The organism is Flammeovirga agarivorans (assembly GCF_012641475.1).
Classification (GTDB): Bacteria; Bacteroidota; Bacteroidia; order Cytophagales; family Flammeovirgaceae; genus Flammeovirga; species Flammeovirga agarivorans.
In genome coordinates this window covers 42,736-56,581 of the sequence record NZ_JABAIL010000008.1, presented here as the reverse complement: position 1 = coordinate 56,581, position 13,846 = coordinate 42,736, and the positions used below count along the sequence as shown (strand labels likewise).

At 32.5% G+C, this 13,846-nt stretch carries 17 protein-coding genes; 14 read left to right on the top strand and 3 right to left on the bottom strand.

All coding sequences use genetic code 11. The features are described 5' to 3' along the window. Positions 1 to 90: 90 nt before the first annotated feature. Together HGP29_RS21655 and HGP29_RS21650 are read left to right on the top strand one after the other, a co-directional pair. The gene (locus HGP29_RS21655) at positions 91 to 429 is read left to right on the top strand and encodes a PadR family transcriptional regulator (RefSeq protein WP_168884535.1); all 339 of its coding nucleotides are present in this window, start codon (positions 91 to 93) and stop codon (positions 427 to 429) included. Next, entirely contained in the window at positions 426 to 1,046 is a 621-nt protein-coding gene (locus tag HGP29_RS21650; protein WP_168884534.1) for a hypothetical protein, read from the top strand. The genes HGP29_RS21655 and HGP29_RS21650 overlap by 4 nt, the downstream gene beginning before the upstream one ends. A gap of 156 nt (positions 1,047 to 1,202) precedes the next feature. On the opposite strand, the gene HGP29_RS21645 is transcribed toward HGP29_RS21650, so the two are convergent. Beyond that, complete coding sequence (locus HGP29_RS21645; protein ID WP_168884533.1) at positions 1,203 to 1,853, bottom strand: vWA domain-containing protein; 651 nt, start codon at positions 1,851 to 1,853, stop codon at positions 1,203 to 1,205. A 470-nt stretch (positions 1,854 to 2,323) separates the two neighbouring features. On the opposite strand from HGP29_RS21645, the gene HGP29_RS21640 reads away from it, so the two are divergent. From HGP29_RS21640 to HGP29_RS21625, 4 genes are read left to right on the top strand one after another with little or no spacing between them, the layout of a single operon-like run. Then, the gene (locus HGP29_RS21640; protein ID WP_168884532.1) at positions 2,324 to 3,094 is read left to right on the top strand and encodes a hypothetical protein; all 771 of its coding nucleotides are present in this window, start codon (positions 2,324 to 2,326) and stop codon (positions 3,092 to 3,094) included. Between the two features lie 5 nt (positions 3,095 to 3,099). Continuing rightward, the gene (locus tag HGP29_RS21635) at positions 3,100 to 3,744 is read left to right on the top strand and encodes a hypothetical protein (protein WP_168884531.1); all 645 of its coding nucleotides are present in this window, start codon (positions 3,100 to 3,102) and stop codon (positions 3,742 to 3,744) included. Beyond that, positions 3,720 to 4,469: a sensor histidine kinase gene (locus tag HGP29_RS21630; RefSeq protein ID WP_168884530.1), complete on the top strand. Its 750-nt coding sequence runs from the start codon at positions 3,720 to 3,722 to the stop codon at positions 4,467 to 4,469. The genes HGP29_RS21635 and HGP29_RS21630 overlap by 25 nt, the downstream gene beginning before the upstream one ends. Next, a complete protein-coding gene (locus tag HGP29_RS21625) occupies positions 4,466 to 5,134 on the top strand; it encodes a response regulator transcription factor (RefSeq protein ID WP_168884529.1) in 669 nt (222 codons plus the stop codon). Before HGP29_RS21630 ends, HGP29_RS21625 begins: the two co-directional genes overlap by 4 nt. Positions 5,135 to 5,587: 453 nt before the next feature. Here the strand turns inward: HGP29_RS21625 and HGP29_RS21620 are convergent, their stop codons facing one another. Further along, complete coding sequence (locus HGP29_RS21620; RefSeq protein WP_168884528.1) at positions 5,588 to 6,127, bottom strand: alpha/beta hydrolase; 540 nt, start codon at positions 6,125 to 6,127, stop codon at positions 5,588 to 5,590. 163 nt (positions 6,128 to 6,290) lie between these two features. Between HGP29_RS21620 and HGP29_RS21615 the strand changes: the two genes are divergently transcribed. The 5 genes from HGP29_RS21615 (at position 6,291) to HGP29_RS21595 (ending at position 9,859) form a co-directional block, all read left to right on the top strand. After that, positions 6,291 to 6,785, top strand: a complete 495-nt coding sequence (locus HGP29_RS21615) for a MepB family protein (RefSeq protein WP_168884527.1) — start codon at positions 6,291 to 6,293, stop codon at positions 6,783 to 6,785. Between the two features lie 13 nt (positions 6,786 to 6,798). Further along, positions 6,799 to 7,350, top strand: coding sequence for a TetR/AcrR family transcriptional regulator (locus HGP29_RS21610; RefSeq protein WP_168884526.1), 552 nt, complete (start codon positions 6,799 to 6,801; stop codon positions 7,348 to 7,350). Positions 7,351 to 7,404: 54 nt separating this feature from the next. Beyond that, positions 7,405 to 8,235 carry an alpha/beta fold hydrolase gene (locus tag HGP29_RS21605; RefSeq protein WP_168884525.1) on the top strand — a complete coding sequence of 277 codons (831 nt, stop codon included), beginning with the start codon at positions 7,405 to 7,407 and terminating at the stop codon, positions 8,233 to 8,235. Between the two features lie 76 nt (positions 8,236 to 8,311). Next, a complete protein-coding gene (locus HGP29_RS21600; protein ID WP_168884524.1) occupies positions 8,312 to 8,773 on the top strand; it encodes a RidA family protein in 462 nt (153 codons plus the stop codon). Positions 8,774 to 8,839: 66 nt separating this feature from the next. Beyond that, entirely contained in the window at positions 8,840 to 9,859 is a 1,020-nt protein-coding gene (locus HGP29_RS21595) for a C45 family peptidase (protein ID WP_168884523.1), read from the top strand. A gap of 18 nt (positions 9,860 to 9,877) precedes the next feature. Here HGP29_RS21595 and HGP29_RS21590 read toward each other — a convergent pair whose 3' ends face one another. Further along, complete coding sequence (locus HGP29_RS21590; RefSeq protein ID WP_168884522.1) at positions 9,878 to 10,471, bottom strand: porin family protein; 594 nt, start codon at positions 10,469 to 10,471, stop codon at positions 9,878 to 9,880. Positions 10,472 to 10,652: 181 nt separating this feature from the next. Here HGP29_RS21590 and HGP29_RS21585 point away from each other — a divergent pair, with 181 nt between their 5' ends. The 3 genes from HGP29_RS21585 (at position 10,653) to HGP29_RS21575 (ending at position 13,823) form a co-directional block, all read left to right on the top strand. Next, the gene (locus tag HGP29_RS21585) at positions 10,653 to 11,123 is read left to right on the top strand and encodes a Crp/Fnr family transcriptional regulator (protein ID WP_168884521.1); all 471 of its coding nucleotides are present in this window, start codon (positions 10,653 to 10,655) and stop codon (positions 11,121 to 11,123) included. A gap of 85 nt (positions 11,124 to 11,208) precedes the next feature. Continuing rightward, positions 11,209 to 11,661 (top strand): hypothetical protein, encoded by a 453-nt coding sequence (locus tag HGP29_RS21580; RefSeq protein ID WP_168884520.1) that lies wholly within the window; start codon positions 11,209 to 11,211, stop codon positions 11,659 to 11,661. A 338-nt stretch (positions 11,662 to 11,999) separates the two neighbouring features. Next, a complete protein-coding gene (locus HGP29_RS21575) occupies positions 12,000 to 13,823 on the top strand; it encodes an IPT/TIG domain-containing protein (protein WP_168884519.1) in 1,824 nt (607 codons plus the stop codon). The last annotated feature ends 23 nt before the right edge of the window (positions 13,824 to 13,846 follow it).

The window sequence follows — 13,846 nt, the reverse complement described above, 5'->3', positions numbered from 1 at the left end:
GCAATCTGATATCAGATTAAATATCAGTGATTTATTAAATTTTACATACATAGAATTATGATGTATTTTATTTTTATGTATATTTGTTCTATGTACTCAAAAGAACTATTAAAAGGAACTCTCTCTGCGATTATTTTAAATCTATTATCAGAGAATGAAAGAATGTATGGTTATGAGATTTCTCAAAAGGTAAAAGAAATTTCTGATGGAAAAATCTTACTCAAAGATGGGTCTCTATATCCTGCTTTACAGAAAATGACGAAAGATGGATTGCTCTCTTATCAAGAAGAGTTCTACGGTAAAAGGGTAAGAAAATATTACTTTCTGACTCCCAAAGGCAAAACCGAAAAGGTTCGATATTTAGAAGAACTAAAGGACTTTCTTGCCACTCTCAATAAACTTGTCTTCCCAGAACTTAACCTCACATGAAATTAAATAATGAACAAGAAAAAATAATAGAAGACCTTGTCGATAATCAAGGAATTAAGATTCAAACGCTTAGAGATGATATCATCGATCATTTGTGCTGCGTTGTCGAAAGTGAATTAGGACAAGGAAAATCATTCGATCAATTATTGGATCATGCCGTAAAGGAATTAGCACCCAATGGTTTGATTGAAATTCAACATAAAACAGTTTTTTTACTTAACTCTAAACGATTTATTCTCATGAAAAAGCTTATGTATTTAATTGGACTTATTGGATCAGTTTCTTTAACTGCAGGAGTAACGTTTAAACTACTTCATATGCCATTGGCCACAGAACTCTTTATGTTTGGATTCCTGGCTTTACTTTTAGTCTTTGTTCCTCTTTTTGCGATTGATAAATATAAAGTATCCCTTCAGAAAGCTCTTTCAGTAAGGTTAAAGATTATTTTAGGCCTTGTTGCCGGAGTAATTACCGGTTTATCTGGCTTATTTAAAGTGATGCATCTACAAGGGGCAAGTATATTATTATTAACAGGAGCTTTTGTTTTTGCATTTGGGTTTCTACCCTTTTACTTCTTTACAATGTATAAAAGTTCACTTCCAGAAATGGCAGAATAAAAAACATCACATTTTTAATTTATAAACTCAAAAAGTTCGAAGTGTAACTATTTGTAGTCAAACACTTCGAACAGTATTGGGTAAAGACGCTATCCATCAGTATCCTTTATTGAAATACTGATGGGTAGCTTTTTGATTTATAAATCAATTGATTCTTTACGGTGTGTGTTTCTTGATAAAGTTGAATATGAAGTCAACTACTCCATCTTGAACAACATTAAACTTAACGTATTCTCCATCATTCACACCATTTGTTTTATTTGTAACTACTGTAGCTTGTTGCTCTGACCCATTTAAGTTATTAGAAGGATCCATACTGAAAGCACATACAAATGTATTGGTATGAAGTAAAGCCTCACAAGTACTTTCTAACGTACAAGTTTGACCATTGATTGTGACCGGATCGTGACCAGGTTGATCACCAAACCAACAAATAATTCTTGTTGCACCAGGTCTCCAACCTGTAACTGTTCTTTCAGACAATTGAGTCAGTGCATATAGCTGTCCTTCTGGAGTATCTCCACCACCACTTGCATTCAGATTATTTACTGCTGATTGTAGAAGAACATCATCATTAGTGATCTCTTGTAGAACAACAAATGGATCCGAGTCAGTACTGTCTTTGTAATAAGAGACACCTACCTCTGCATCCCAATCTGTTGAAGTAAGCAATTGTTGGTAAGCACTAACAAAGTTTGCTTTCACATCATTAATTGCTGAACCCATACTACCTGTATTATCAGCTAAAAGCATAATATCGACTTTGAATCCAGCATCGGACCCAATATTTAAATGTGGACCTTTCATTTGTGTAAAAAATTAGTTGATGGCATTCCTACTCTATTTGATATTGGCTTTTCGGATTCCGCCATAGTAACAAAAGTTTGATAGTAGCTACTCAATCGAATATTTTGCTTTTGATTACATTACAAATGTCTGAATATTAGGTGTTCGATCTTAGAGTAAGAATACTGGTTTCTGAAATTGAGTATTTATACCTAATGGATATTTTAAAAAAAATGATGCAGTATTTAGAGAGGAAAAACTCGTTCGGTTTTTATTACCTTGTGATAGTTTATCTACGGTACATCAACAATAAAAAGAGACAATATTGCATGCTTTTAAAAATTAAATTACTTTTAACAGAGTATAGAATATGTATACCCAATAAATGATTCCATTTATTAAATAGGTTATATCATACTTCTAGACATCCGAAACTATACTATTACTAGTTCACTCTAACTACAATCTTTAAAAGATAAAATTTTTCAACTATGCTACTAAAAAGAGAAGAATGCAAACAGGCAATTCTTAAATGGGAAAAAACTAAAACTGACTTCGAAAAAATTAGAGCACTTATAGATGCTACTAAAGTTTTTCGTTTCGATGAATCTGATCAGTCTTGGATTAGAGAACACAACAAAAACCACAGTTTTCATGTGTATGCTGGAGTTCACAATGATCATTTTGTCCTCATCATTGTTCCTTTAACAAAAAAAGGAAAGGAAAAGGCTCTTGAAAAGTACCTGACAAAAACTTTAACCGCTTTAAAAAAGGATATCACTTTAGTGGAAACAGAAGTTGTCACCACTGTTACGAAAACAAAACTATCAGCTGATTTAGCGGTAACAAAATTCTGGAAAGAGGTGAATCTACCTGTTCATAATGAACCAACAATTACAGAAAAAGCTTCTGCTTATGATATTGAAAAGTGGAAAAATGAAAGCCTTAATTGGTTCTTCTACGAATACAGTACTTCCCGTGGTAGAAATATTTTCAGAACGTTTACTGTTCCATTGTCAGACCTTGATCGAGATGATAACAAGAAAGGGGATGTTATTGCCTTTTTTGGGTTAAAACTTTCTCCAATTTACCAGAAGCAAATTCCCATCTTAATCTTTGTTTCCCAATCTGAGAAAGATAGCGGAACAGGTGAAATATTAAGGGCAAAACTTGGATTTAGTGCAGCACCAACCAACTCTCAGGACTGGTCGCAGCCGTGTCCTCCACTTTGCAAAGACAAATCTGGCTTCACTCTGTTTTAATCAGAATGGATAGTTTAATAATTATATCTATCATATTATCTCGTTCCTTCCTATCAATTGCTTTAATCAATGGTATTATTAGTGATAAACTAAGTAGTACTAAACTTAGTATTTGGTATACTGCCTACATTGGTTTTATCCTAGGTATAGAGGTGATGATTCTCTTCTCCATTTATATTCTCGAAAGTGAATCAACACAACAACTTTATCCCTTTTATGTTGGAGGTGAGTTTTTTGTAGTTATTAATTTATTCCTATCAGAATTAAAATCGACAAAGAAATGGCAAGTAATAACAGGTATTATTGCTTGTTGTTTCTTTATCGAAGCCTATGTTCTATGGCTCACCAATAATGATGCATCTACAGGTTATGGTAAAATAATATCCCATTTAACTATCATCTGTTTTGCTGCATACCTATTGATTAAAAACATCAATGAATTGAAGAATAATGGTCCTTCGACTATCGTTCATGCATTTCTGTTTTTATACTATAGCGTATCGTTATTCTTATTTATGGTCATGAACCAACTGACGGATCAGAATATTATTATTTGGGTTATAAATAATATTCTTAGTACTGTGTTATACGGTAGTTTTGTTTATACTTTTTATAGTCAAATCCAATGGTCATCAAAGTCCAATATATAGTCGTTTTGATTATCGTACTTACAATAATCATTTTATTTACTTTTCAATTATATAGAGCTTTCATCAAAAAAATATTAGAAGAGAAAACCATTCAATATCGATTAGAAATAGAACACCAAAAGGAAGTCGCATTACAACAAACCATAGTTCAAGAAAATGAAAGAAAAAGGATAGCGGAAGTCTTACATGATGATGTGGGAAACAAACTGAATATTCTTTCTCTTTGGATTAACAATGAAGATACTTGGAATAGTGAGAGATCTAAGGAAATTATTGTTCAGCAAATACCAGAACTAATAGAAACGACTAGAACAATATCTCACTCCTTGTACCCAGTGAACTTAGAAAAGTTTGGGCTTATTCTCACTCTAGAGGCATTGGTCTCTAATGTAAATCATTCTTTGTCTATAGATCTTGTGCATCAAAACTATAAACAAAGAGATATATCGTTTGAACTTCAAATCTATCGAATTATACAGGAGTTTTTAAGTAATGTGATCAAGCACGCTAAAGCGACAAAAATGGTCATCCACCTAAGAGATCAGGAAAATGCGTTAGCTGTCGTTTTATCAGATAATGGAATTGGGTTTGATCAGGAGCAACTTCAAGAAGGAATGGGACTTGAGAATATAAATAGTCGTATCCAATCCATTGAAGCTTACAGTAAATGGAAAAGTAAAACTGAGAAAGGAGTTAGGTTAATAATAGTACATCCAAAGAAATGAAAGATATCATCAACGTAGCACTCGTAGACGACGAGGCATTATTTATAGAAGGCATATCACTTATATTCTCGAATGTCGATAATATCAATGTAATTACAACAGCCAACAATGGTTTGGAGTTTCTTGAATACCTTGATAAAAAAGAATCATCTACACCTCTAGATATTGCAATAATTGATATTCAGATGAAACCAATGGATGGTTTTGAACTAGTAGAATCAATAAAAGATAAGTACCAAGATCTAAAAGTTATTGTACTTTCATCTCATTACAAAAGTAATATTGTTGGGCATATGATTAAGTTGGGTGTCTCTGCATTCATTCCAAAAAATGCCAATAAACAACTCTTGGTAACGTCTATTGAATCAGTACACCAATCAGGTATTTATTTTACTGAATCCGACAAAGAAATGCTTATTCAGTATATGAATAGCGGTTCCAAAAAGATTTCGCTAAGTCCCATAGAAGAGCTATCGGGAAGAGAAATTGAGGTGGTAAAACTGATTTGTCAGGAAAATACTAACCAAGAAATTGCTGAAAAACTATTTCTCAGTAAACGCACCATCGAAAATCATCGACAAAGAATTCTTGATAAAGTTGGGGCAAAGAATACTGTAGGTTTAGTGGTGTATGCAATAGCCAATCAAATACATCCATTGCCATAAGTATGTAAGGAAGGGAGTAAGAGATAGTTTTGGTTTGCCTACTTGACCTTTGAATTAAGTATCAAGATCTATATTAAAACTATTCAATGAATGTGCGATTTTTTCCTTATACCTAAACAACAAGTCATCACTAACTAAATGATTATTAACTAGATAACTAAAAAGGTTTATTAAGTATTTAGTAGAAATCACAAAATATGAGTCATCAAAAATGTCTTTATGGTTTTCTAAATATTCACAAGCCCTTTTTAAAAACATAAAAGATCCATTATAATGTTTGCCTTTAACTAAAATTATTGAGTGATTAATATATGTGACGAAGGTACATTGAGCATGGTTTCGTCTATAATATTTTTGAGGAACGTTACTATTAAGTTTATCAATCCAGATTTCTATATCAAATTCCATTATCTGAAAATAATTATAAATAATTCAAAAATAAAGAACTCAAGTTTAAAGACTATTACTCAGGTTTAAAAAATTAATTTGTCTACTAAAAACTTCTCCTAGTTCAGTTTCTGTATACATCAGGTGGTTTTTATCTTTTATAATTTCACATTCAAGTTCCATTTTATTTACCCACTCATGATTAGGTTTAAATTCATCATTTTCACCGAATAGAAGTTTTATTCTCCCTTTTGGTCTCTTTGTTTCCTTTCTCAACCTTGTTGATGAAATACAAGTCAACGACTTTATATTATTAGTTCTTAAACCGTACTTCCAAGCAATAACACCTCCAATACTAAAAGCTAGTATATCAACTAGGTTTCTTTCATTTTGAACTAAATAATCTACAGCCTCATCAATCGCTCCATCAATAAACTGATGATGTAAATTTTCTTGGCTATAGTTAGTTATATCTACCTTACCTATTTTACAACAATCATAAAAAGTAATATCAAAATTAGTTTCTAAAATTTTTGTGTAGTTAGTTAACCATTGGGCTTTTTGACTTCCCCATAAGTCAGAAATAATAATTAATTTATTCTTCATGTTAAAATTCTTGTTCTCCAATAAAATTATAGAATTTCATAAAAATAAAACACATTTATATTTTCAATTACATAGACAATTAACACTATAAATACTTTCTATACAGATTAAAATAGAACGATTATTGAGTGTATCATACCACTTTAATTTGAAGCTGAAACAAATGAACGAAAACTTAACTCATATCAAGTTAGCTATTTACGATAAGTGTTCTTTTACTATTTCCAATTACCATGAAGAGGCAGAAGGGAAAGAATATGAGGCTTGTCAATTTGATTTAGATGGAAAGAAAATTATCAATCGAAGTGCTAAAATTACGCCTAAAAAAGTAGGGCAATTTGTCACCTTTTGGAGGCGAGACATCAATGGTATTACAACACCTTTTAAGGAAAATGACTCAATTGATTTCTTTACGGTTAATGTAAGAAAGGAAAATCATTTTGGGCAATTTGTTTTCCCTAAAAGTGTACTTATACAGAAAGGGATTTTATCTACTAAAAATAAAGATGGCAAAAGAGGTTTCAGAGTATACCCTAAATGGGATGTAACTCTAAATCAACAAGCTAAGAAAACTCAATCGTGGCAATTGAAATATTTTTATGAAATAAATAGTTCCACTATATTAGAAGATGTTGTCAGGCTCTTTAATGAAAAATAAACAACCCAATAAGATGGAAAAACAGCAGCTATGGATTAATGCAGGTTATAAAGTCTACTCTACTGAAGGACCAAATGGTTTAAAGGTAGAACGATTGGCAAAGGTTGTTGGGGTAAGTAAATCTTCCTTTTATCATTACTTTGCTGACCTAGAATGTTTTATTGATGACCTTTTTCGATATCATTTAGAACAATGCAAGATCATAGCAGAAAAGGAGAGAAATTGTGAAAAGATCCACCCTGATTTAATTGATATTTTTATCGAGCACAAAATAGACCTATTATTTCAACGTCAGTTAAGAATTCATCAGAAAGAAAAACAAGCACAGGTTGTACTTTCTAAGTCAAAAACCATTCTTGGAAATTTTTCAGAAATGGCATGGGCACAAGATATCTATCATCCGTTAACAAAAACTCAGCTTAACGCAATATTTCAAATCGTTATTGATGATTTTTATATGAAAATCAATGAAGACAACCTCAACCATAAGTTTCTTGGAGAATATATGAAAGGGATTCAGGACACTACAAAACAACTCATTGGGCAATTGTACACTACCGTCTAAAAGTTTCGATTTTTCATAGGCAACTTTACATTATTAACATCAAACAGTAGCACTATGAAAAACGTCAAAATCAACGGAAACACAATTGAATACCAAGAATATGGAATTGGTCAGTCTCTCATTTTTATCCATGGAACCCTTTCAAGTGGCCAAACTTGGAGAAAGATCATTCCATCACTCTCAAAAAAATATAGATGTATTGTCCCAGAATGGCCATTTGGAGGACATAAAGTAGCCGTTTCTCAACAAGTAGACCTTTCTCCTAACGGTATTTCGGATCTCATTTATCAATTCTTTGTGGCAATGAACCTCTCAAAAGCTGCGATTATCTGTAACGATACAGGTGGCGCATATACTCAAATCTTTGCGTCAAAACATCAAGAGATGATCTCTCAACTAGTAATCAGTAACTGCGAAGGATTTGAGATTTTCCCACCTAAAAAATTTCAGAGTTTACAATTTATGGTTCAAGTTCCTGGGTACTTATGGACCATGTCGAAATTGTTTCAGTATAAGCCTTCATTGAAATGGGACTTATCTTTTGGCCTCCTAAGTAATGCTTTAAACCCCGAGGAATTATATGAACATTATGCAAAGCACTTTGTTGCTGATGACTTAATAAGGGAAAACTTTAAACGTCTTGTTCTCGGTTGGAACCCAAAGTATACAGAAAAGGCTGCTGCAGATCTAAAAGAATTCAATAAGCCTGTTCTCATTTTATGGGGAATGGATGACCTAGACATGTTCCCTTTGGAGTTAGGTGAAAGAATTAGAAATATTTTTCCAAATGTGGAATTTGTGAAAATTGAAAATGCAAAAACCTACGTTCAGGAAGATAACCCCCAAGACTTTGTGGAGAATATCCATCAATTTCTTGACGTATAGACATTTCCCTTTGTCATAAATTGACAAGTAAAAGTCATTTGCTAATTTAGTGGGAATCCAACTTTTAGCTATTATTATGACACCCTTAGAAAACTTAAATAAACTAGGACTCCAACTTCCTTTCCCTTCAACTCCTGGGGGAAGTTATGTATCTGTTAATATAAGGAGCAATATTGCTTACATTGCTATTCAATTTCCAATACACAATGAAGAATATTTGTATCAAGGGAAATTAGGTGAGGAAATTTCTACTCAAGAAGGATATCAAGCCATGCAACTTTGTGCTTTAAATGTTTTATCACAAATCGACAAAAAAGTAGGTTTTGAGAACATTATAGGATTAAATCATATCGATGCTTATTTTCAATCTGGCCATGATTGGGATGACTCTCCAATTGTCGTCAATGGTGCTTCTGATATTTTTATAAAAGTGTTAGAGGAAAAGGGAGAACATTCAAGAGCCATTTTTGGGGTTGATAAACTACCGAGAAATTTCAGTGTTGGTTTAACGGCTTCATTTACGATTGAAGCAAGGTAAATAGTCTAAATCATTCTGATAACTAAAGACTTCATCTTATGATAAAAATTGACTTTTGCATGTAGCATGAAAATATCGCTCTCATTTCTTTTACTTTTTATTTCATCAATTGGAATACAAAATAAAATCTCTGATCCTGTTCCAGGTTCTTGTACTATATTCTCGGCTTCTATTGGTGATCAAACATTATTTGGTAATAATGAAGATTACTTTGACCCCGATACGTATTTATGGACAGAACCAGCCACAGGTGGAAATTATGGTTGTATATATTTAGGCTTTAAAGATTACTCACATCAGGGAGGCATTAATGAAAAAGGGCTTTGTTTTGATGCCAATGCTCTTCCTGATGTAAAGATCAATCTTCATAAAGAATTACTTCAACCACCCCATTATGATGTACCTTATGATCAATATGAGATTTGGTTACCTGTTTTAATTCTAAGAAAAGCGGCTACTATTCAAGAAGCGATTGATATTGCACAAAAATATCAAAAGAATAACTGGTACCCTTCATCAGAGGGCGTCGGTTATCAATTAAATTTTGCCGATGCTCAAGGTGATGCTGTGGTCATGAGTGTAGATCAATCTGGTGAGCTTGCTTTTACTAGAAAGAATAAAGACGCCCATTTTTTGATTTCTACGAATTACAATAAGGCAAATCCAAATAATGCATTAGAATATCCCTGCCACAGGTACACTGTTTCTGAAGAGATGCTTAATACGATTACAAAAGAGAATGATATCACTATCAGATTCTTTAAGAATATCCTTGACCGCGTTCATCAGGAAGGTATTTTTAGTCGAACTTTATATTCCAATATTTTTGATTTACAAAGAGGAATTATCTACTTATACTACCAACATGAATACGAGGAAGTTGTCATACTTCATGTAAAAGATGAACTAGCAAAGGGAAATATTAATATCAAAATCAGTGATCTATTTTCTGAAGAAACTGTACACCAAGCATCCTATAAGTGGTATTCTTTGATAGCAACATGGATACTTGGCTGTGCAGCATTAACAGTAATAAGTATTGTAATTATTCATTACATAAATAAAAAGTATTACAAATTTCATTAACTTTATAAATCAAAGAAGTTATTTTTTCTTTTTGATGAAATTGATATTGAAGTTTGCTCTGATTTGAAAATTTGAATAAGACATATTAAAATCTTCTCCGATTACCGTATTTGGAGCCATGCTATATAATACTGTCAACTCAAAGAAGTAAATATGTAAACCAAATTCTGGGACAAAACCAATTGCACTAATAGGGTGATGGTTATAAAAGTTATCCTCTACCCTAACAACAGCAGGTCTCATATCAAAGTAACCGACACCTAAACCTACATGTGTTTTCACTTTTTTTCGACCAAGAAAATACCTTGTTTTTAGAAGGTAATGACTAAAATAAGAGATAAAGGTCAAACCAGAACCACCATTATTAGTATCAACATAATTACCAACAAAAGCAAATGAATATGACATTTCTGCCCCAAATGACCATTTTGGACTGTGATTATAATACAAACCAATATTTCCACATGTACCAGGATCAAACCCCTTGTATTCATTGATTTTCGTAGACATACTAGATAGCCCATAACCCACATTAAAGGTTAGTAATTTATCTTGAGCAAAGACAGCATAGCTTAAAAATAAAGCCATTAATAGAGTAATAAGACGTTTCATATTCAATAGTTTGTGACATAATACTATCGCCAAAGTAATTGATAGAAAAACGTAAATACTAAAAATGTACTACAATAAAAATACGTCACAATTATGACGTACTTTTGAAGTGTAATTCTTTACAAGGCATAATTTTGGCTATTTTAGTATAATCATAAAGGTTTTAATCGATGAATAAATAATGCAGGAAATCAAGGTAAAAAAAGGGACAATTCTTCAACATAGTGGTGAAATAAATAGTAAAATTTATAAAGTAAAGAATGGACTACTACGAAGTTATTCCATTGATAAAAATGGACATGAAAATATTTTTATGTTTGCCCCTGAAGGTTGGATTATTGCAGATTCCTGTGCACCTACTTCACCTTCTGTATTATTTATTGATGCTCTCGAAGACTCAACAATTATAGTACTACCCAAAGAGTTAGAAAAGGAGAAAGATAATATCGAACCGCTCGCCAAAAGAATGAAGGTGCTTCAGGAACGTATCATAATGCTGATCAGTACAAACGCTATAGAAAGGTATGAGCATTTTATAGAAACTTACCCGAATATCGTTCAGAGAGTATCTCAAAAAATGATAGCCTCTTACCTTGGTGTTACACCAGAGACATTAAGTGCGGCAAAAGCAAAACGATCAAAAAAAGAATAATATTTCTTGAATTCTTATGAAATCATAATGCATAGGTTTTAGGCAGATACGACTTTTGTATCAGGTAAAAACAAAAAATAACATTATGAACAATAAGAAAATCTATTTCAAAGTATCATCGGTTTTATGGTTGATTTGGGGTTTCGTCCACATTATGGCCGGAGTAATTACTGATTATGCCATCTTAAATGGAGACATAGTAGGTGCAGTGAGTGGAATTGCAGACGCAATTGATCCAAATTCTTTAAAAGCAAATTATCCCAATGCTACAGGAGCTATTATTGGTCAACATGGATTTAATCTTTTGTGGATTGGAGTCACCACTTTTATATGTTCAATATTCATTTGGAAGGGAAATAAAAATGCGATCTTATTAGCCATCTTAACAGGAGGTTTAGCCGATGTAGGTTATTTTTTATTTATGGATTTAGGGGGGTATGTAAGATTTGCTCCGGGAACTCTGATGACAATTGTTTCTTCCTTAGCTATCGTTTCTAGTTTGATCGGTTTATCTAAAAACAAACAACAGAACTATTAACTCATTCTTATCAATATTACCTGTGCCAATTATTTATTAAGTAGATAATTGGCATTTCTTTTTATATGTAACCCTAGTTTATATTACCCGTAACCATAGAAGTGTTTTAAATGTTAGGAGACGAATCAATAACCATTTATATCCTTTATCCTTAAAGTAAAAAATGACAACATAACCCTCATTTCCTTAGCAATGGAGAATATTTATTTAGGTTATATAAAAATGAATTTCACTAAATCTTTAAATAAATAGTTGATTTCTAACTACTCTAAACACATATTTGCCATTTGATTAAATAGCCAAGACTAAATATTTATTAAATAAACTATTACTACGCTATGAATAATTCTCTTACTAGCAATTTTCTCTATGGCTTATTGCTAAGCTTATTTTTACTAAATCATTCCCCTATTAATGCACAAAATGCATCCAATTGTACTGATGAAAACATCCAAAACAGATTAGATGAAGGAGAAAGTCCTTTTGAGATTTTTCAATCTTGTCCTGGTATACAACTGAGTCAAATTTATGGTAAATACTATTTAGGTAAATATCCTATTGCCTACCTAGACACATTAAAAGGAAATGGATTTATTACAACAGATTCTAGAGTAACTAAAATAGGTGCTTCATGGGTGACAGTAAAGGCATCGATGGATAGTGCAAGTATTAATGTTCCTGGTACAAGCTCAGCAATAGGAACAGGAGTACTAAACACAGCATTAATTATTGCGAAATATGGAATAACAGGAAGTTACTTCCAAGACTCTACTTATTCTTATGCTGCTTTGTTAGCTTACAATTATTCGAAAGAAACAGGAGGCAATTGGTTTTTGCCAAGTAGTGATGAAATGGCAGCCATTGTTCAAAATGTCATCAACCCAAGTGGACAAATGGGAGCACTTTGTCCAAGACCGGGACCAAGTCCTTTTACTGGGAGCCAATGTAACTTTGCTTATTGGACCTCCACACAACAAAATATCAATCCATCAGGTTATTTTAATAAAGCATATATCGTTGACTGTATGGGAAACATAATTCCAGATGGGGAAGCTACGACATTTGAAACAAACAAGTCTTCTCCCTATTTAATAAGACTTGGGTGTAATTTCTCATCAGGTAGAATACCACAAATCACATCAATTAGTCCTGATACCGTTAGAACTGGTGAAAACATTACTGTAACAGGGCTGAACTTTAATCCTTACGATAATGCGTTGATCTTTGCTAATGGAGTGGTGGCTAGGTCGATTAGCTCCACTACTACATCTGCTGTTTTTTCGGTTCCTGATAATGCAAGGTCTGGTCAAGTAAAATTGACTATTTCTAAAAAATCAAGCTTTTATTCTGAGCAAAGCCTTACAATTCTTCCAGTTCCTGAAATTACTAGTATGCCTTCAACTGGTATGATTAATCAAAACATTATCATTAGTGGCAAGAACTTCAGTAGTAATAATGATGATAACCAAGTAACTTTCAGTGGAGTTTCAATGCCAGTAACGCCTATTTCTTCAACAGAAAATAGCATTACTGTCACCATACCATTAGGAACAAAAGAAGGTTTTGTGCATGTTATCTCTAACGGTATTCGAAGTACTAGATCTTTAAATAAATTACAGATCACTCCTCTTAATATCAGTTTGAATACTACCTCAATAAGAGAAAATAGAACACTTACGATTACTGGAAATGGATTTAGCGACAATATCAATGAAAATAAAGTGTATTTCACAGGTGGAGCTGAAGCTACACCTTCAACCGTTTCCACAAATAGACTAACTGTTACAGTGCCAAAAGAAGCTAAAAGCGGTACTTTATATGTTATTAGTAATGGTGTACAAAGTATTAATAGTGCACCATTAGACATTATACATCGCCCTGAAATTAGTTATTTCACCCCTCAAAGTGGTTCCTCTGGTGAATTACTTACAATTACAGCTAATAATTTAGAAGTAGATAAAAGTGTTAATCGTTATGTAATTTTCTATCAGAATGATGTACAAAAAGGATCTGCTCTTGCCACCTACAGTAATAGTACAACTCTTCAATCCACAGTTCCTCAAGGATTAGCTCCAGGAAAATATAAAATGAGTATATCAATTGATAATTGGTCAAGTGAAAAATCTGAATCAGAATTTACAGTCGGAAATAATGATTATTAAGTTATAATCATAAAGGCTATTTA